Origin of the sequence: Alcaligenes sp. EGD-AK7, assembly GCF_000465875.3 — a bacterium.
GTDB lineage: Bacteria > Pseudomonadota > Gammaproteobacteria > Burkholderiales > Burkholderiaceae_B > Alcaligenes > Alcaligenes phenolicus.
The window spans coordinates 342,435-360,606 of record NZ_AVOG02000001.1; the positions used below are offsets into that span (position 1 = coordinate 342,435).

Annotated in this window: 18 protein-coding genes; 11 read left to right on the plus strand and 7 right to left on the minus strand. The window is 55.8% G+C overall.

Features of this window, described 5'->3' with window-relative positions; translation table 11 throughout:
- Positions 1-125 precede the first annotated feature (125 nt).
- Positions 126-2,492: a phosphoenolpyruvate synthase gene (ppsA, locus tag N879_RS01565; RefSeq protein WP_021446560.1), complete on the plus strand. Its 2,367-nt coding sequence runs from the start codon at positions 126-128 to the stop codon at positions 2,490-2,492.
- A gap of 489 nt (positions 2,493-2,981) precedes the next feature.
- Here ppsA and N879_RS01570 read toward each other — a convergent pair whose 3' ends face one another.
- A complete protein-coding gene (locus tag N879_RS01570; protein WP_235484220.1) occupies positions 2,982-3,623 on the minus strand; it encodes a TetR/AcrR family transcriptional regulator in 642 nt (213 codons plus the stop codon).
- 341 nt (positions 3,624-3,964) lie between these two features.
- On the opposite strand from N879_RS01570, the gene N879_RS01575 reads away from it, so the two are divergent.
- Positions 3,965-5,275 (plus strand): NAD(P)/FAD-dependent oxidoreductase, encoded by a 1,311-nt coding sequence (locus N879_RS01575; RefSeq protein ID WP_009454122.1) that lies wholly within the window; start codon positions 3,965-3,967, stop codon positions 5,273-5,275.
- 32 nt (positions 5,276-5,307) lie between these two features.
- Here N879_RS01575 and smpB read toward each other — a convergent pair whose 3' ends face one another.
- Positions 5,308-5,772 carry an SsrA-binding protein SmpB gene (smpB, locus tag N879_RS01580; protein ID WP_003799781.1) on the minus strand — a complete coding sequence of 155 codons (465 nt, stop codon included), beginning with the start codon at positions 5,770-5,772 and terminating at the stop codon, positions 5,308-5,310.
- A 59-nt stretch (positions 5,773-5,831) separates the two neighbouring features.
- Here smpB and N879_RS01585 point away from each other — a divergent pair, with 59 nt between their 5' ends.
- The 5 genes from N879_RS01585 (at position 5,832) to mmsB (ending at position 9,989) form a co-directional block, all read left to right on the plus strand.
- Entirely contained in the window at positions 5,832-6,266 is a 435-nt protein-coding gene (locus N879_RS01585; protein WP_009454121.1) for a type II toxin-antitoxin system RatA family toxin, read from the plus strand.
- Entirely contained in the window at positions 6,259-6,612 is a 354-nt protein-coding gene (locus tag N879_RS01590) for an RnfH family protein (protein WP_009454120.1), read from the plus strand. The genes N879_RS01585 and N879_RS01590 overlap by 8 nt, the downstream gene beginning before the upstream one ends.
- A 149-nt stretch (positions 6,613-6,761) precedes the next feature.
- The gene (locus N879_RS01595) at positions 6,762-7,910 is read left to right on the plus strand and encodes an acyl-CoA dehydrogenase family protein (RefSeq protein ID WP_021446562.1); all 1,149 of its coding nucleotides are present in this window, start codon (positions 6,762-6,764) and stop codon (positions 7,908-7,910) included.
- Complete coding sequence (locus tag N879_RS01600) at positions 7,907-9,034, plus strand: enoyl-CoA hydratase/isomerase family protein (protein ID WP_009454118.1); 1,128 nt, start codon at positions 7,907-7,909, stop codon at positions 9,032-9,034. The genes N879_RS01595 and N879_RS01600 overlap by 4 nt, the downstream gene beginning before the upstream one ends.
- Positions 9,035-9,092: 58 nt before the next feature.
- A complete protein-coding gene (gene mmsB / locus N879_RS01605; protein ID WP_009454117.1) occupies positions 9,093-9,989 on the plus strand; it encodes a 3-hydroxyisobutyrate dehydrogenase in 897 nt (298 codons plus the stop codon).
- Here the strand turns inward: mmsB and ygfZ are convergent.
- Entirely contained in the window at positions 9,964-10,815 is an 852-nt protein-coding gene (gene ygfZ / locus N879_RS01610) for a CAF17-like 4Fe-4S cluster assembly/insertion protein YgfZ (protein ID WP_235484221.1), read from the minus strand. The genes mmsB and ygfZ overlap by 26 nt on opposite strands.
- Positions 10,816-11,084: 269 nt before the next feature.
- Between ygfZ and mltG the strand changes: the two genes are divergently transcribed.
- Positions 11,085-12,092, plus strand: a complete 1,008-nt coding sequence (gene mltG, locus N879_RS01615) for an endolytic transglycosylase MltG (RefSeq protein WP_009454115.1) — start codon at positions 11,085-11,087, stop codon at positions 12,090-12,092.
- A gap of 88 nt (positions 12,093-12,180) precedes the next feature.
- On the opposite strand, the gene N879_RS01620 is transcribed toward mltG, so the two are convergent.
- Positions 12,181-12,990, minus strand: a complete 810-nt coding sequence (locus tag N879_RS01620) for a deoxynucleotide monophosphate kinase (RefSeq protein ID WP_009454114.1) — start codon at positions 12,988-12,990, stop codon at positions 12,181-12,183.
- 148 nt (positions 12,991-13,138) lie between these two features.
- Here N879_RS01620 and holB point away from each other — a divergent pair, with 148 nt between their 5' ends.
- Positions 13,139-14,176, plus strand: coding sequence for a DNA polymerase III subunit delta' (gene holB, locus N879_RS01625; protein ID WP_009454113.1), 1,038 nt, complete (start codon positions 13,139-13,141; stop codon positions 14,174-14,176).
- Positions 14,177-14,193: 17 nt separating this feature from the next.
- Positions 14,194-14,964, plus strand: a complete 771-nt coding sequence (locus tag N879_RS01630) for a TatD family hydrolase (protein WP_009454112.1) — start codon at positions 14,194-14,196, stop codon at positions 14,962-14,964.
- Between the two features lie 204 nt (positions 14,965-15,168).
- Here the strand turns inward: N879_RS01630 and N879_RS20255 are convergent, their stop codons facing one another.
- Positions 15,169-15,357, minus strand: coding sequence for a hypothetical protein (locus tag N879_RS20255; protein WP_021446565.1), 189 nt, complete (start codon positions 15,355-15,357; stop codon positions 15,169-15,171).
- Here N879_RS20255 and N879_RS01635 point away from each other — a divergent pair.
- A complete protein-coding gene (locus N879_RS01635; protein WP_021446566.1) occupies positions 15,356-16,210 on the plus strand; it encodes an ankyrin repeat domain-containing protein in 855 nt (284 codons plus the stop codon). The genes N879_RS20255 and N879_RS01635 overlap by 2 nt on opposite strands.
- Before the next feature lie 163 nt (positions 16,211-16,373).
- Here N879_RS01635 and N879_RS01640 read toward each other — a convergent pair whose 3' ends face one another.
- A complete protein-coding gene (locus N879_RS01640; protein ID WP_009454110.1) occupies positions 16,374-17,213 on the minus strand; it encodes a DUF2789 family protein in 840 nt (279 codons plus the stop codon).
- Positions 17,214-17,380: 167 nt separating this feature from the next.
- A complete protein-coding gene (locus tag N879_RS01645; RefSeq protein WP_009454108.1) occupies positions 17,381-18,172 on the minus strand; it encodes an RsiV family protein in 792 nt (263 codons plus the stop codon).

The following is an 18,172-nucleotide window of genomic DNA, read 5'->3' on the forward strand; positions in this document are numbered from 1 at the left end:
GATTACCATTTACCGCTCGAATCGGGGGATGGAAAGGCAGGTTTGCTTAGGACAGATCACACAGACAGCGCTGCTGGGATCACTGCCTTAAGCAAACACGCTTTTTTTTCTATTCAAGGTGACTTATGTCTTACGTAATTGGTTTCGACAAGCTCCGCATGACGGACGTCGACACAGTGGGCGGTAAAAACGCTTCGCTGGGTGAAATGATCAGCCAGTTGGCTGATGCCGGTGTGCGCGTGCCAGGTGGTTTTGCCACAACAGCCGAAGCATTCCGCGTTTTCCTGAAAAACAAGGATCTGGACAAGCGCATTCAGCAGCGTCTGGACGCGCTGGACGCCGACGACGTGCGTGAACTGGCTGCTGCCGGTGCCGAAATCCGTCAGTGGATCATCGACACTCCGTTCCCAGCCGAGTTTGAACAAGCCGTACGTGACGCGTTTGCTGAGCTGGACGCCGATGGCAAAGGTTCCTTTGCCGTGCGTTCTTCCGCAACCGCCGAAGACTTGCCTGACGCTTCCTTTGCCGGTCAGCAAGAAACCTACCTGAACGTGGTGGGCATTGACGAGGTGCTGAGCAAGATTCACCACGTATTTGCTTCCCTGTACAACGACCGCGCTATTTCCTACCGCGTGCACAAGGGCTACGCCCACGCTGAAGTGGCTCTGTCCGCTGGTATCCAGCGTATGGTGCGCTCCGACAAGGGCAGCGCCGGCGTGATGTTCACCCTGGACACCGAATCGGGCTTCAAGGACGTGGTTTTCCTGACCTCCTCCTACGGCCTGGGCGAAACCGTGGTGCAAGGTTCGGTCAATCCGGACGAGTTCTACGTTTACAAGCCAACGCTGGCTTCCGGTCACTACCCCATCATCAGCCGCCGTATCGGCTCCAAGCTGATCAAGATGGAATTTGACGAAGGTCGTACCACCGATCACGCTGTACGTACCGTGGACGTGCCTGTGTCCGAGCGCAATCGTTACTCCCTGAGCGACGAAGAAGTGATCGAACTGGCTCGCTACGCCACCATTATTGAAAAACACTACCAGCGTCCCATGGACATTGAGTGGGGTCGTGATGGTATCGACGGCAAGATCTACATCCTGCAAGCCCGTCCTGAGACGGTTAAGTCCCAGCAAGGCAGCAACGATGTGCAAGAGCGTTACCGCCTGAAAGCCACCGGCGACGTGCTGGTCACAGGCCGTGCCATTGGCCAGAAGATCGGTTCGGGTAAAGTCCGTATTGTGGCGGATGCCTCCGAGATGGATCTGGTCAAGCCCGGCGACGTGCTGGTGACCGACATGACGGACCCTAACTGGGAACCCATCATGAAGCTGGCTTCGGCTATTGTCACCAACCGTGGCGGCCGTACCTGCCACGCGGCGATTATTGCTCGCGAACTGGGCATCCCTGCCGTGGTCGGTTGCAACAACGCCACAGACGTGCTGAAAGAAGGCCAGGAAGTGACGGTATCGTGTGCTGAAGGCGACGAAGGCCGTATTTACGACGGTTTGCTGGAAACCGAGATCGAAGAAGTCAGCTGGGGCCAAATGCCCGAGATCGGCCTGAAAGTTATGATGAACGTGGGTAACCCACAACTGGCTTTCGACTTCTCGCAAATCCCGAACGATGGTGTGGGTCTGGCCCGTCTGGAATTCATCATCAACAACAACATCGCGATTCACCCCAAAGCCGTTCTGGACTATCCCAATGTGGATAGCGACCTGAAAAAGGCGGTGGAATCGGCGGCTCGTGGCTACGCCAGCCCACGTGCTTTCTTCGTGGAAAAACTGGCTGAAGGTATTGCGACTCTGGCCGCTTCCTTCTACCCCAAGCCCGTCATTGTGCGTTTGTCGGACTTCAAGTCCAACGAATACCGCAAACTGGTGGGTGGTTCGCGCTACGAGCCCGAGGAAGAGAACCCAATGCTGGGCTTTCGCGGTGTGGCTCGCTACCTGTCCGAAGACTTCGCAGAATGCTTCAAGATGGAATGCGAAGCCCTGAAGAAAGTGCGCGACGAAATGGGTCTGACCAACGTCGAAATCATGGTGCCATTCGTGCGTACCCTGGGTCAGGCAGAGCGTGTGGTTGAGCTGCTGGCTTCCCACGGTCTGGCTCGTGGCGAAAACGGCCTGCGCCTGATCATGATGTGCGAAGTGCCTTCCAACGCTATTTTGGCCGAGAAGTTCCTGCAGTACTTTGACGGCTTCTCCATCGGCTCCAACGACATGACTCAGCTGACCCTGGGTCTGGATCGTGACTCCGGTATGGAACTGTTGGCTGCTGACTTCGACGAGCGCGACGAAGCCGTGAAGTTCATGTTGAGCCGTGCCATCAAGGCATGTCTGGCACAAAACAAATACGTCGGTATTTGTGGCCAAGGCCCTAGCGACCACCCCGATCTGGCCAAGTGGCTGAGCGAAGAAGGCATTATTTCGCTGTCGCTGAACCCTGACACGGTTGTGGACACCTGGCAGCGTCTGGCCAAGGCCTAAGACCAAGACCTAAGCCACTGCCAGGGAAACGTCTCTGGCAGTAAGCTGGTCAAGCCAGTCAAGATTCAACACCCCGACATGGAGCTTCCATGTCGGGGTGTTGTCGTTTTTGGGGCGCATCTTTTGCCAGCGCTTCTGTTCTTGCTCCTGCGCGTGCTCAGGCGATTTCGTTTTGTGGTTCTTTTAGCCTGATAGTGCGTCTATGTTGGCGTATTGGCAGGCTGGAGTCGGTGTGCGAGCTCGTACAGGTATCGCCGAGTGCTCGTGGTGTAGGGCAGTGAGAAGCACAGGTTCAATCCTGACAACCGGCACCGATCAGGGGCAGGGAGCTGGTGAAAGGTAGTGATGGGGAAAAAGGAGTCGCCGTCACCGCCCTGGATCGGGCGGCATGGATTCAGATTGTCTTGAAGGGTTCGCTGTCAGCTGTAGAGCATAAAGCCGGGAACCGTAAGGAATGACAATCAGCGGTTGCCGCCGATTGATGCAGCCTTAGTTTGCCGTGTCGTTTTGATAAACGTGCAGGAACATATCCAGAATATGTTCGGTTTCGCTTTGAATGTGTTCTTCGCTCCAGGGTTCCATGGCACCCATCAGCAGGAGGACGATTTCGCCTTCGCTCAAGCAGCGGAAGTGTTCCACCATCAATGCCGGGTCCAGCTTGCGCAAGGTGCCGCGCTCGATGTGGTGGGCAAAAAAGCACTGTACGCCGTCCCAGATCTGATCATCCAGCATTTCCATGAAGCGCTTGCCGATGTCACTGTGGCCACCTACAGAGACGACGATACGTAACAATTGGGCGGTTTGCTTGGAGTAAAGATTGCGCAGCATGGGCAGCAAAAAGCGCTTCAGCTCTTCGCGAATATCGCCTTCGCAGTCCAGCTTGGTCAAGACCTGTTCGGTAAAGTCCTGGGCGCCTGTCAGCAGGACAGCCAGCAAGAGGTCTTCTTTGGACGGGAAGTAGTTGTAGAGTGTGCCCTTGGAGCCGCCTGCCAACGCAGCGATTTGGGACATGGATGTGGCCTCAAAACCATTCTCGCGAAAAACCTCGGAAGCCACTTCCAGGATTTTGTCGCGGCGTTCGCGCCCTTTTCGAGTCGCGCGTTGGGATTTTCGGGGAACATCGTCGTGCATAATGGCAGGCAAAAAATAAGTGAATAGGACAAAGTCAGCATCATACCGTATCAATAGCTGCTGTGCTGCTGCTCTATTTCGATCGTTAAGGGCAAGCAAGACCAAACCCCTTGATTTTACGACATGCACTGCTGCTGGACCTATTTGTTTGCGCCAGTCTTTGATCTAAGGCCTATTAAAGCGCAAAAGAGCCACATATTCGGGTGGTAGCGCAGGCCGGCGCTTCTGGGCGCGCCTGGCGGCGTCTACAGATCGCTATAGTCCTTATCTGTTTTGATTTAAAGTATAAGGCGGCGGTTCTGATACTCTCTTTGCTCAAGACAAGTCCCAAGGAGTTCTGGATGTCTACTACGCAGTCGTATCAAGTGGTGATCGTGGGGGGCGGGGCAGGTGGCCTGGAGCTGGCTGCCAAATTAGGACGTCAGTTCGGGCGTCAGCATATCTTTCTGGTCGACAAAGACAGTGACCATATCTGGAAACCGTCCTTGCACGAGGTTGCCGCCGGCACCTTGGATATTCACCGCGAAGGGCTATCGTATTTCATGCTGGCACGAGACTGTGGTTTCACTTTTATTCAAGGTGAAATGACCGGTATAGACCGCGAGCAGCGCAGTATTACGCTGGCTCCTGTCCTGGGGCCCGATCATGAAGAAGTGTTCCCGGAACGCAGCCTGTCCTACGGCACCCTGGTGATGGCCGTGGGTAGCAAATCCAATTTTTTCAATACGCCTGGCACCCATGAACACGCGCTGGCCTTGGACTCGACCCATCAGGCAGAGCGTTTCCGTTTGAAATTGCTCAATGAGCTGATCAGTGTGACACGGCGCGCGCAGCGTGAGCCGGGGGCACCGCTGTACATCAATATTGTCGGGGGCGGGGCAACCGGGGTGGAACTGGCTGCCGAGTTGCTGGAAGCCCGTGCTGATTTAAGCATCTACAGCATTCCGGGCAGCAGTTCGGACCGCGAAGTGCGCATTACCTTGCTGGAAGGCGCCGATCGCATTCTGTCTGCCTTGCCGCCCAAGCTGTCCGCTACCGCTCAAAGCCTGCTGGAGCAGCGTGGCGTAGCGGTACGGACCTCGGTGCGGGTCAGCCGTCTGGCGGCGGACCACATCGAGGATGCGAACGGTGGTCAATATCCCAACGATTTGTGCGTTTGGGCGGCGGGGATTGAAGCCCCTGCCTTTTTGGGCCAGTTGGGTTTGCCCGTGAACCGCATCAATCAGCTGGTGCTGGATTCCTGTCTGTCCACACCCGATCCCTATATCTGGGCCTTGGGCGACTGCGCACAAGTGCCCTGGGACAAGGAAGGTCAGTTCCTGCCTGCACGTGCCCAGGTCGCGCACCAGCAAGCCAGTTACTTGCGCAAACGTCTGGCCGCTCGCATCCAGGGCAAGCCTGTGGATGAAGCACCCTTTGTCTATAAGGATTACGGCTCACTGGTTTCCGTGGGCCACAGCCGTGGGGTAGGGAGCCTGATGGGGGTCTTGTCCGGCAAGAGCTGGTTTGTGGAAGGTTTGCTGGCTCGCATCATGTACATGAGTCTGCACCTGATGCACCACATGGCGATTTTAGGGGTTGCGCGAACGGCAACCTTGGCTTTGGGCCGCTTGCTCAGCAAACGGGCCGCCCCTCGTGTTAAATTACATTGAGATTTGGAACAAAACGGGCTTTTTAGCCCGTTTTATTCATTCGTCTTACGGCGGGTGTCGTGTTTCATCAAGCGTTCTTGTTCGCGCTTCCAGTCTTTGTCGCGGGAAACATCGCGTTTATCGTGCAGTTTTTTACCGCGTCCCAGACCGAAGTCCAGCTTGATACGACCTTTCTTGTAGTGGAGGTTCAGGGGAACCAGGGCGTAACCTCGTTGTTCAACCTTGCCGATCAGCTTGCTGATTTCTTCGGCTTTGAGCAGCAGTTTACGTGTACGAGTGGCATCGGGCCGGATATGAGTGGACGCTGTCGGCAAAGCGCTGACGTGCATTCCTAAAATAAACAGCTCGCCCTCGCGTACGATGACATAGCTTTCTTTGAGCTGAACATGCCCAGCTCGGATCGCCTTGACCTCCCAACCCTCCAAGACCAGACCGGCCTCAAAGCGCTCTTCGATAAAATATTCGTGGGTAGCCTTGCGATTATCAACAATACTCATGAATTAATTGCCAACCATAGATTGTAAAATCAGAACATTCTATCTATTAACCAGACCTGATGCATACAGTAAAACGCTCCGTCCTCCTTCCTTATAGCTGCGAACAGATGTTTGACCTGGTTGCAGAGGTGGAAAAATACCCTGAATTCATGCCGTGGTGTGGTGGCGCCAGTGTCAACCAGCGTGACGAAAAGGGGATGGAAGCCTCGGTTACCATCAGCATTGCGGGTATTCGTCAAACCTTCACCACACGTAACGAACACGATTATCCCAATCGGATTGTCTTGCGCCTGGTCAAAGGGCCTTTCTCGGCCTTGACGGGGGATTGGCAGTTTACTCCTTTGGGCGAGGACGGTTGCAAGATCGTGTTCACCATGGAGTACGAGTTCTCCAGCCGCGCGCTGGAAATGGTGGTCGGTCCCATTTTTAACCGCGTTGCCAACAGCTTTATCGACTCCTTCACCCGCCGTGCCCAAGAGGTCTACGGTGACTGAATTATCCGTCAGCGTGATTGTGGCTACCCAGGCGCAGGTCTGGAAAGCCGCCCTGCATTTGCCTGCGGGCAGTTGTGTGCGTGATGCCCTGTTAAAAGCTGGCATTGCCGAAGGCCTGCGTGAATGCGGCTTGCCGCCGCTGGACGATGAACAGGGCCTGGACGCGCTGCACGTCGGTGTCTACGGCCAGCGCTGCCAGCTGGACCAACTCTTGCAGGATCAGGACAGGGTAGAAGTCTATCGCGAGCTGGTCTTTGACCCCATGGATTCCCGCCGTCGCCGTTATGCGCACAAGCTGGCCGCCCGCGCTGCCGCCAGACCTCGCCGCAAACCCGCCCGCACCTAGTTCTTCTGCGCCTGATCATCAGGCCGCTACTTTCAGCTAGACTGTCGCCTCCTGCCTTGCACTGCCCCCTATGAAACGGCTGATTGTCATCAGCACGACAACTAAAGGGGGCGGCACGCATTATGGTGGGTGAAAATAAGGAGACAGACATGATACTGACTGACGATCAGAACGCTTTTGCGCAAGCGGCTCGCGAGTTCGCACAAGGGGAACTGGCACCGCATGCGGCACGTTGGGATGAGGAGCAGATTTTCCCGATCGAGGCGTTCCGTAAAGCCGGCGAGTTGGGTTTTTGCGGCTTGTATGCCCCGGAATCCATCGGCGGCCTGGGCCTGGGGCGTCTGGAGTCCAGCCTGGTGTTCGAAGAAATGGCGGCAGTTGATCCCTCGACCACCGCATTTCTGACTATCCACAATATGGTTACCTGGATGGTCGGCACCTGGGGTACGGACGAAGTCAAATCCCAATGGGGCGAGCTGCTGAGCAGTGGCCAGAAACTAGGCTCTTACTGTTTGACCGAACCGGGCGCAGGCTCGGATGCCGCCTCGCTGCGGACACGTGCCGAGCGTGATGGCGACGACTATCTGATCAGCGGTAGCAAAGCCTTTATTTCCGGTGCCGGAGACACGGACTTGTTGGTGGTTATGGCTCGTACCGGAGGGGACGGCGCAAAGGGGATTTCCGCTTTTGCCGTACCTGCCGATGCCGCTGGTATTACTTACGGTCGTAAAGAATTGAAGATGGGCTGGAATAGCCAGTCCACACGGGGCATTACCTTTGAGCGCGTACGCGTTCCTGCCTCGGCCATGCTGGGCCAGGAGGGCGAGGGCTTCAAACTGGCCATGAAGGGCCTGGACGGTGGGCGCATCAATATTGCCTGCTGCTCGGTAGGAGCCGCCCAGGGTGCTTATGATGCTGCCCGTCAATATATGCAGGAGCGCCGCCAGTTCGGCAAGCATCTGGACCAGTTCCAGGCTCTGCAATTCAAGTTGTCCGATATTCTGACCAGCGTGGTTGCCGCCCGCCAAATGGTGCGCCTGGCCGCTTCGCACCTGGACGCCGGTAGTAGTCAGGCCAGCACCTACTGCGCCATGGCAAAGCGTATGGCCACGGATCTGGGTTTTCAGGCCTGCGTGGATGCACAACAGCTCTTTGGCGGTTATGGTTACCTGAAGGATTATCCTGTTGAGCGACTGGTGCGCGATACTCGGGTGCACCAGATTCTGGAAGGCACAAACGAGATCATGCGTGTCATCATTGCACGACAAATCATAGATCTTGGAGCTGATATTCGATGACGGATTCTGTTTTGTTTGATCGCCTGCCCGGCCAGAACGGAAAGGCGATTGGTATTGCTACGCTGAACCGCCCTCAAGCCCTGAATGGGCTGAATTTGGAGATGTGCCAGCTGCTGTTCAAGCAGTTTCAGGAATGGGCGCAGGATTCCAGTATTGCCATGATCGTGTTGCATGGCGCCGGAGAAAAGGCCCTGTGTGCCGGGGGCGATCTGCATTCGCTGTATGCCTCCATGCAAAAGAACCAGGGTGGTTCGGCCTGGGATAACGAGTACGCCCGCGAATTCTTCGATGTGGAATACCGCCTGGATTATCTGATCCACACCTTCCCAAAACCTATCCTGTGCTGGGGTGACGGGATTGTAATGGGTGGGGGCGTGGGCTTGTTCAACGGCGCCAGCCATCGTGTGGTGACCGATACCACGCGTTTTGCCATGCCCGAGATCTCCATTGGCCTGTTCCCCGATGTGGGTGGCACCTGGATGCTGTCACATCTGCCTGCGGGTATCGGCCATTTCCTGGCACTGAGCGGCGCGCAAATCAACGCCTCGGATTGCTTGTTCCTGGGCTTGGCCGATGCCTACTTGCCACGGGTGCATTTCGATACCTTGCTCAAGGCCTTGCAAGCCACGACCTGGTCTGATGAACGTGACGCTCGTGATAGCTGCGTGCATCAGGTCCTGCGTGGTCTGGCAGAGGGCGCTCGCCCCGATACCGGCCCGTTGGAGCAAAACTACGCCATGCTGCGTGATGTCTGCGCCAGTCGCGAGTTTGAACGCATTACACAGGCTTTGCAGCAGTGGCAGGACAGTGCCGACCCCTGGCTGTCCCGTGCCGCACAGACCTTCGCCAAAGGTGCTCCAGGTTCGGCTCGTTTGTCCTTTGAACTGCTGGAGCGTGTACACCACCTGTCTTTGGCTGATGTCTTCCGCCTGGAATACATTGTGTCGCTGCAATGTGGCGTACAGGGTGACTTCCAGGAAGGCATACGCGCACTGCTGATTGATAAAGACAAACAGCCACGCTGGAATCCGGCCTCGCTGGAACAGGCTGATGCCCGCTGGGTGGAACGTTTTTTTGTTCCCGCCTGGCCTGCAGAAACGACTCATCCCTTGGCTGACCTGTGATCCAGGCAGACCGCTGCGGCGCCTGACGGCGCCGTTTTCATAATGACGAGGAGACAAAATGAGTAACACAATTGCATTTATCGGGCTGGGCCATATGGGCAAACCCATGGCGCTGAATCTGCTCAAAGCCGGCCATAGCCTGAAGGTCTTTGACCTGAATGCAGATGCCATGAAGGAGCTGCAGGCAGCGGGGGCGCAAGTGGGTGAGTCGGCGGTGCAGATCGCCAAAGACGCGCAGATGGTCTTTACCATGCTGCCTGCTGGCCGCCACGTTCGTCAGGTTTACGAGGGCGAGAACGGCTTGTTGCATGCCGTGGCCCCCGGCACAGTGCTGGTCGATTGCAGCACGATTGATGCTTCAACCAGCCAGGATCTGGCGGCCAAGGCGGCCAAGCTGGGTCTGTTGATGCTGGATGCGCCTGTTTCCGGTGGTACTGGTGGCGCAATGGCCGGCACTTTGACCTTTATGGTCGGGGGCGAGGATCCAGCGCTGGAAAAGGCGCGTCCTTACCTGGAAGCCATGGGCAAGAACATTTTTCATGCTGGTAAAGCCGGTGCGGGCCAGGTTGCCAAGATTTGCAACAATATGCTCTTGGGGATTTTGATGGCAGGTACCGCCGAGGCCCTGGCTCTGGGCGTTGCTCACGGTCTGGACCCGGCAGTGCTATCGTCCATCATGGCGCGCAGCTCCGGCCGTAACTGGGCGACCGAGTTGTACAACCCCTGGCCTGGCGTGATGCCGGATGTACCGGCTTCGCGTGATTATCAGGGTGGGTTTGCAACAGGTTTGATGCTGAAAGACCTGGGTTTGGCGGCCGATGCAGCCGTGAGCCAAAACAGTGCGACACCCTTAGGCGAACTGGCCCGTAACCTGTTCGCCTTGCATGCCGCACAGGGTCAGAATGCAGGGCTGGATTTCTCCAGCATTCTTAATTTGTACCGTCAGAAGAGCTAAGTTCTGGCAGAGCGTAGGGCAGGGGCTGCAATTCCAGCGCCTGTCCTTGCTCCAGTTGAAACTGGCCTTGTTCCAGGTCCGCCAGTACCACTTCCATCAAGACATACAGACGCTGCTGCTCGGCTTGCCAGGCGCGGTTGATAATGCGCGCAGCGGCAACCGGCTCTGCATCTTGAGAGACCAGGAACACATCGGCGGCTTCTTGCACCTGTGGTGCCGTGTCCAGAATGGCGCTGCGGGCGGCCATCATGCGGCGCTTGATCGTGCCTCGATAGTGGCTGCGTGCCACCACTTCCTGGCCGGGATAGCAGCCTTTCTTGAAGTTGATGCCGTCGATCAGGTCCAGGTTCAGAGTCTGGGGAATGAACAGATCCTGCGTGTCGGCGCTGATCCAGGGCAGGCCCGCCAAAATATCCGCCGTTTCCCAACGACCCTCAGAAGCCTGAGCGTTCGTATCCTGCTGGGGAGAAATCCGCCAGTAGCGATTCAAGCCGCCCAGCTCGCCGGGGGCTTGGATTAAGGTGTCGTCACCATCGCGCTGCAAATTCCAGACCGCTTGGGCAGCGGATTGATCCGCTACACCGTAAACCTGCAACTCGGCCAGACTGATCGTCACTTTGCTGCGCAGCACGAACATGCGCAGGCGCTTGATCAGGGCCTCGCTCAGGTCACGGCGCACCAGGGCATAGACGGTCTCGTCCTGTTCGCGCCACAAGACCATGGTCGCCAAACTGCGACCTTTGGCGGTGCAATAGGCCGCGATGCAGGCGCGGTCGGCTGCCAGATGCTCCAAGTCATTGCTGACTTGAGCATGGAGAAAGGACACGGCATCGGCTCCCTGAAACTGGAGGACGCACAAATCAGGCAGGGCGAAAGAGGAGGGGGCTGGCATTCCGGTCATGGCTGAGCGAAAAAAATAAATTTAAACATCAATGATACCGTGTGTGAGGCCGGTTTCAGGGGCATATCCCCGCTGGGATCAGGGCATGAGCTGGATAGCGCAATCCGGTAGCGCGGGCCTGCCCCGGTTTCTGTGTTTGACTGTGACACATATTCAGGAATATGCCGCCTTATTCTGATTACAATAGCGCTCGCATGAAAAAAACTGTCAAGATCTTCTCTGCCCTGCTGGGCCTTCTGGTGGTCGTCGCCTGTGTGATAGCGGGTGGCGCCTGGTATTGGGCCAAGAAGCAGCCCGTGACGATGAGTGCTGAACGCATCGACTATGTGGTGCCTGCAGGCTCTGGCCCCCGTGCGATTGCACGCAGCATGCAGCAGGCCGGGATCGATATCCAGGAAGATGCTTTTGTCTGGATGGCGCGTCTCTCTGGCCTGGATACCTCCTTGCAAGCGGGGGCCTACGAGGCCGTGCGTGGTGATACGCCATGGATGGTGATGGAGCGCATGTCCAGCGGCAATATGCTGCAAACCCGCCTGACCATTCCTGAAGGCTGGACCTATCAACGCATTCGCGAGACGTTGGCGAGCAATCCCCAGGTTCGCCAAACCTTGAGTGATGTCAGTGATACAGACTTGCTGCAGCGTTTTGGCTTGGACGCTGTACATCCTGAAGGTCTGTTCTATCCCGATACCTATGTTTTTGTACCGGGTACGGCAGATGTGGATATCCTGCGGCGCGGGTTTCAGGCTCAGCAGGAACTGCTGGAACAGCTATGGGCGGACCGGGATGCGGATTTGCCCTTGAAGACGCCATACGAGGCCTTGATCATGGCTTCTATCGTGGAGCGTGAGACAGGCCACAGTCAGGATCGAGCGCGTGTGGCCGGGGTGTTCATGAACCGTTTGCGCGTAGGCATGCCATTGCAGACAGACCCGACTGTTATTTACGGCATGGGTTCAGCCTATGACGGCCGTATTCGCAAGCGCGATTTGACGACGGATACCCCCTGGAACACGTACACGCGCAATGGATTGCCTCCCACGCCGATAGCCAGTCCTGGCAAGGCTTCCTTGATGGCGACTTTGCATCCCGAAAAGCATGATTTCTATTATTTTGTATCGCGTGGCGATGGAACCAGCGAGTTCTCGACGAATCTGGCTGCACATAACCGGGCCGTCACCAAATATATTCTGAAACGCTAAAGCATTCAGGCCCTATCAGGAGCCTGAATGCTTTTTGGGGGCGGTTTGGTGACACTTGGACGGCTGAGCGCTATCCAAGGCCAGGGAGTCAAAGCTTCAAGCCATGCCGTTGCGTGAAACCCGTCCACAAATCATGGACCTTGCTGGCCAGTTCTTCCAGGCCTGCGTCATTGCGAATCAGATAGTCCTGGGGGGCGCGTTCTACACCCCATTCGGAAGAGTGCTGGCTGATCACTGGATTGCCAGGGCGTTCGATATGCCAGATTTCCCCACCATGTTCACGGATGAAATTGGCCTCGTTTTCGTAACGAATGTCTTTAATCAGCAGACAACGGGCCTGACTCATATCAGGAAGCTGGTGGCTGGGCAGGAACAGGGGCAAGGTTTGGCGACGCTGCTCGTAATCCGGGTATTCGGCCAGAACCTGATTGCGTAGATGTTCGGCCGCCTGACGCGGACTCAAACCCCAAAAGGCATCCACATGATCCGCCCGCTCATCATCCAGGTGCTCAGGCACCATGCCGTAAATCGCGACCAGAGCCAGCGCCCAGACCGAGTAGTCCTGAATGCTCCTGGCAAGGGGGGAGCCCGGTCCAAACTCCAGCACATGTTGGGCGCGGCGTAGCCAATGATCGGGATCGCGCTGGCGCATCCAGTCCGTTCCCAGTAGCTGGAAACACTGTCTGGGGGAGCGCTGCCACAGGGCAATAGGCACTTCTTTCAGGCTGTCGTCTGTCCAGGCTTGGGCTGGACTTAGGCCAAACAGCACTTCACAGCCCATTTTCACGGGGTCGGCCAGGGCATAAGCGGCCAATAAAGGGTTTTGTGCCAGTAGTAGATTGGCGACGGTATCTTTGCCTGAACGCGCTTTGGCGGCCAGCCCGATCAATAAGCTCACTTCATCATCCTTGGTAGTGGAGCAGGCATTTTACCGGTTCATATTACAATGTGCGCTGAGCTGTTCAAGCGGGGGCGATTGCCTGGTCTTTCCTGCGTGAATCAGGCCTTTTGATGTGCAACCTTGAGGCAATACGGTGTCTGATAGTTTGACTTTTCTACCTTGGCAAATCGCGACCGCCCAAAATTGGCTGGGCAATCAGGAGCGTTTTGCCCATGCCTGGCTGATCCACGGTCTGCCGGGCATCGGCAAGACGCGATTCGCCCGTGCGGCCGCCGCCAGTTTATTGTGCGACCAGCCGGTGCAGGGTCTGGCTTGTGGCCACTGTCAGGCCTGTCAGTGGGTGCGGGGGGGAAATCACCCGGACTTGCGCCTGCTGCGCCCGGATGCGGTTGCGCTGGAAGAGCAGGGGCCAGACACCCAGGAAGGGGACTTGGCCAAAGACTCGGCTGCCCGTAAAAATCCTTCCCGGGAAATCCGGGTGGAGCAATTACGCCAGTTGCAGCACTGGTTCAATACGGCCACTCATAGAGGCGGGTGGCGAGTGGCGGTGCTTTATCCGGCTCAGGCTCTGAATCTGGTATCGGCCAATGCCTTGCTGAAGGTGCTGGAAGAACCTGCGGACCGCACAGTTTTTCTGCTGGTAGCCGATGCGCCAGATCGGCTGTTGCCTACACTGGTATCGCGTTGCCGCCGTTTGCCTTTGCCCGCACCTGATGCTCAGCAATCGGTGCAATGGCTGGAGCAACAAGGGGCGGATCAAGCCTCGGACTGGTTGGCTGCCTGGGGTGGTGCTCCACTAAAAGCGTTAAGCGCCAGCCAGGATATGAATGCACCGTGCCCAGATTGGTTAAGCGTCTGGATGGATGGGGTATTGAAAGCAGGTCGTGAGGCGGATTTGTCCTTGGCCGATACGCTGGAAAAACTGCCCGCCCAAGAGTGGATTGATCATTGGCAACGCTTGTTTGTCGATATTCAGCTGGGTGGCTTTGCTCAACCGGCGCGTTACTATCCTTCCCTGCAAAAGCGCATTGATGCCTTGGCAGCCCAATCCAACACCACAGCGGTGACGGAAGCCCTGAAGTGGCTGGTGCAGCAAAAGCGGCTGGGGAATCATCCGCTCAATGCTAAATTGTTTATTCATCATGCCCTGGACCGTTTGCACCAGGCATGTCGTCGTGTTTAAAAAAGTACCGTCTAATCATGTTTGTTGATTCGCATTGCCATCTTAATTTCCCTGAACTTGCTGAAAATCTGGACGACATCCTGGACAAGATGCGCCAGAACCAGGTGGGCTGTGCGCTGGTGGTCAGCGTGGATATGGACGACTGGCCCGGTTTGATGGAGCTGGTGCGTCCCCACGGCCATTTGTTTGCCTCGGTTGGCGTACATCCGGATTATGAGAAAGTCACCGAGCCTACCGTCCAGGAGCTGATCAAACATGCTCAAGATCCCAAAGTGGTGGCTATTGGCGAAACGGGTCTGGACTATTACCGCTTGCAAGAGCCCCTGGATTGGCAGCGTGAGCGTTTCCGCACCCATATCCGTGCCAGTCGCGAGTCGGGCCTGCCCTTGATCATCCATACTCGCTCGGCCAGTGAAGACACCATTGCCATCATGCGCGAAGAGCAGGCGCAGATTGCCGGGGGCGTGATGCACTGTTTCACTGAAACCTGGGAAGTGGCACAAGCGGCCTTGGATCTGAATTTCTACATTTCCTTCTCCGGGATTGTGACCTTCAAGAACGCTACCCAACTGCAGGATGTGGCGCAACGCGTGCCGCTGGATCGTTTGTTGATCGAAACGGACTCGCCATTTTTGGCTCCTGTGCCATATCGAGGCAAAACCAATGATCCTTCCCTGGTCATTCATGTGGCCGAGAAGATTGCGGAGCTTCGTGGGATCTCGGTGAAGGAAGTGGAAGAGGCTAGTACAGAGAATTTTTTCAAATTATTCAGTAAGGTACAGCTTTAAGTTAATCTGGTTTAGAGATTTTGATGAGGCTTTTGTGACTGTTTGAGCCAAGGTACAGGATTTTGAGCGGAGGTGGCTTAAAGCTGATTTAAAACTTTAAGAAAATAGTTTAACTGGTTGATTTTTAGATTAAAAATGGAAATTTTCGTGATTTTCTTTGCTTTTCGGGCTTAGTGGGGATGCACTGAAAAAGCTAAATTTTCGTTAATAATCAATGGTTTGTTGATGATTCTTAAACTTTTTTATAGATAAATGCTCCCTGCTTGGATAGTAAGGAGCAACGCTTGAAGCGGCATCTATCTGTACTTTCATAACCTGATAAAGCACTTTATGAAAAGGATTTAATAGCATGATTTTTAAAAGAAAAATACCCAATAAAACCATCCTTTCCATGGTGCTTCCTTTGGCCTTTCTGCTGTCAGCCCCTGTGTCGGCGCAGGAACCAGAGCTTGAAAGCCGAAATTGGTATTTGGCGCTGGAAAATGACCGACCCAACATCATCGAGCAGGAGTTCATCAAAGGGGCGAACCCCAACGCAGTCGATTCCAAGGGCAATCCTTCCTTGATGCTGGCGATCCGCAACAAGTCCTGGAAAGTGGTGGACACTTTGCTGGCTAACCGTCAAACCAATGTAAACATCGAGAACGAGGCCCGCGAAACTCCCATGATGTATCTGGCCCTGATGGGGGAGACCGCTCGTTTGCGTGATCTGCAAGCACGAGGGGGGCAGGTGAATCGGGTGGGCTGGTCACCTTTGCACTATGCCGCTTCCAAAGGACATGAAGAGACGGTGCGCTATCTGCTGTCTCAGAAAGCGATTGTGAATGCACCTGCACCAGACGGGACCAGCCCCTTGATGATGGCTGCCTTGTCGGGCAAACGGGCTGTAGTCGATGTGTTATTGGCAGCGGGTGCTGATCCGAGTATGCAAAATGCCCAAGGCCTGAGTCCGGCAGACTGGGCTCGTTCGGCCAATCATGAACAATTGGCCAGTTATCTGGATCAAGCTGTCGCTCGTAAAGCGGCCGCTGCACCAGCCGCAGCGGGGACTTACTCCGGTGGAGCGGTAGAGACTTATGGTGTGCCAGAGCGGGTAGAGCAGCCTGATTTGAATCGGGTGCAAACGGTGACGGTAGAGCCCGAGCCGGCTCCTGCAGCAGACAGCTCCAGTTCGAAACCTGCTTCGTCCAGCAGTACCAGTCGCTATTTTGACCTGGATCGTTTCGACAAGCCTGTACAGCCTTAAGTCTGGGGGCGGGATGTAAAAAGGAGCCTTGAGGGCTCCTTTTTTGTTACGGCAATAATCGGGAATGGTTGTAGTGATACTGACGTCATGCACTGCGTTTGCAGCTGTGCTGACTCAGTATCTCTATAGGCAGGAAACCAAAACCCTTTTTATCTATTGCCGCTTAATTGCCCTTTTCTTGCGCCTTGGCCATATGGGAGGCATGCACAAATGTCTGGAAACCTTGAAGGTAGTTGCTGAGCATTTTCTGGATATTCTCATCTTGCAGTTTGCCTTCCGCATCAAAGGAATTCTGCGCACGAGACACCAGCAACGAGCCGCCGCTGTACAGGGACACGCCCAGCATTTTCAGCGTAGGTAACCAGGCTGCCTGGGAGGAGATCGTGCCAAAGCCCCCCATGGAAGCGCCAATCAGCCCGGTAATACGGCTCGAGAAGATGGCCTTCATGTCCGTGCGGGACAGCCAGTCGATCCCGTTCTTGAATACGCCGGGTACGCCATTGTTGTATTCCGGGGTAACCAGCAAGAGAGCATCGGCGTTCAGGATCTTTTCTTTCAAGGCCAGTACGGCTTCTGGAATGCCTTCCTTGCTCTCAACATCGCCGTCATACAGGGGGATGCCGTGTAGGGTGGCGACTTCAATCGCCATGCCTTGGGGAGCCAGGGCTTGAGCGGCGTGTGCCAAAGCGGTGTTGAAGGAGCTTTGGCGCAGGCTGCCTGATAAAGCCAGAACGCGGCAAGGGCCGGACAGGTTCACCACGCCAGTCGTTTGACGCAGGGCCTCGCTTAACTGGTCAATGATCTGGATCCATTCCGGGGAATCTTGGAGTCGTTTTTCCCGAATGAATTCGGCTTGAGACTCGTTCCAGAAGGGAGCGTCAGCCAGCAGCACGTCATTAGGCAAAGGGCGGTGTTTTTCCAGAAAGCTGGCAATCGCCTCGGGGGTGTTGGGCAGACCCAGTTGAGCAAACAGGTCGTGAAAGCGGAACAAGTTATCAGACATGGTGGTAGGGGAGCTTGGAAGAGGGGATGATCGGACGCTAAGGACGGGCGTGGCTCCAGCATGTATGGCTAAAGGCTCCGGGCTTTGAGTAGCGCACAAAAAAACACTGTTTTTATTAACAGGCAGCCTGATATACGCTGCCTGTCTATTTACGGTGACCCAAACGCTTAATTGGCGGGCAGGTAGTCAGGACGCAGAATGCCACGCAGTTCCGAGTAGGGCAGCAGTAACTCTGGCTGACCGAAGGAATACGGGGCGACCTCGTACGGGTTGTACTTCACCAGCAAGCCCTGATCGGTCAGAGCAATGTTCTGGGCGGGCTGGAAGGGCCACATTCTGTCCCAACCGGCTCGGTCTTCACGTGCTTCACTCAGGCTGGAAACCCAGTTGTTGTGCGCATGGCGTACCAGTTCCTGGAAAGGCTTGATCTTGCCGGGGGCAATAATGCGGTCCAGAGGTAAAGCGGTCTTCAGGCGATTGTCCCAGTTGATGAACTGGGTTGCTGTAATGCCGTGAGCCGCACCTGTCATGTAGATACCCGAGCTTAGCTCTACGACCGTCAGATCCCGGTTCCGGTAGCGCGTACGGGCGGATAAATGTACTTCGTCACGATTATTGGCGGTAGCCCAGTAGTAGTTCTCGAATTCCTTCAAACCGCGATAGCCAGGATGGCGGTCAGAGATAACCGTCATATGAGCCAGGCTTTCATCGACCAGTTTGGTCAGCTCGGCATTGCCGGGGAAAATCAGAGATTTCACTTCCAGGCGCGGGCATTCACCGGTACAGCCTGGTTTGACGTGCTTGTAGTCCAAGGGCTGGGTAAAAACGCCATCTTTTTCAGTCTGATCCTGGGTTTGCGTTGGAATCAGGGAGATATTGCTGGGCGTGCTGGAACACGCAGACAGAGCCATGGCTGTCAGGCCAATAAGCAGCAGCTGATAGGGGCGCTGTAAGGTCAT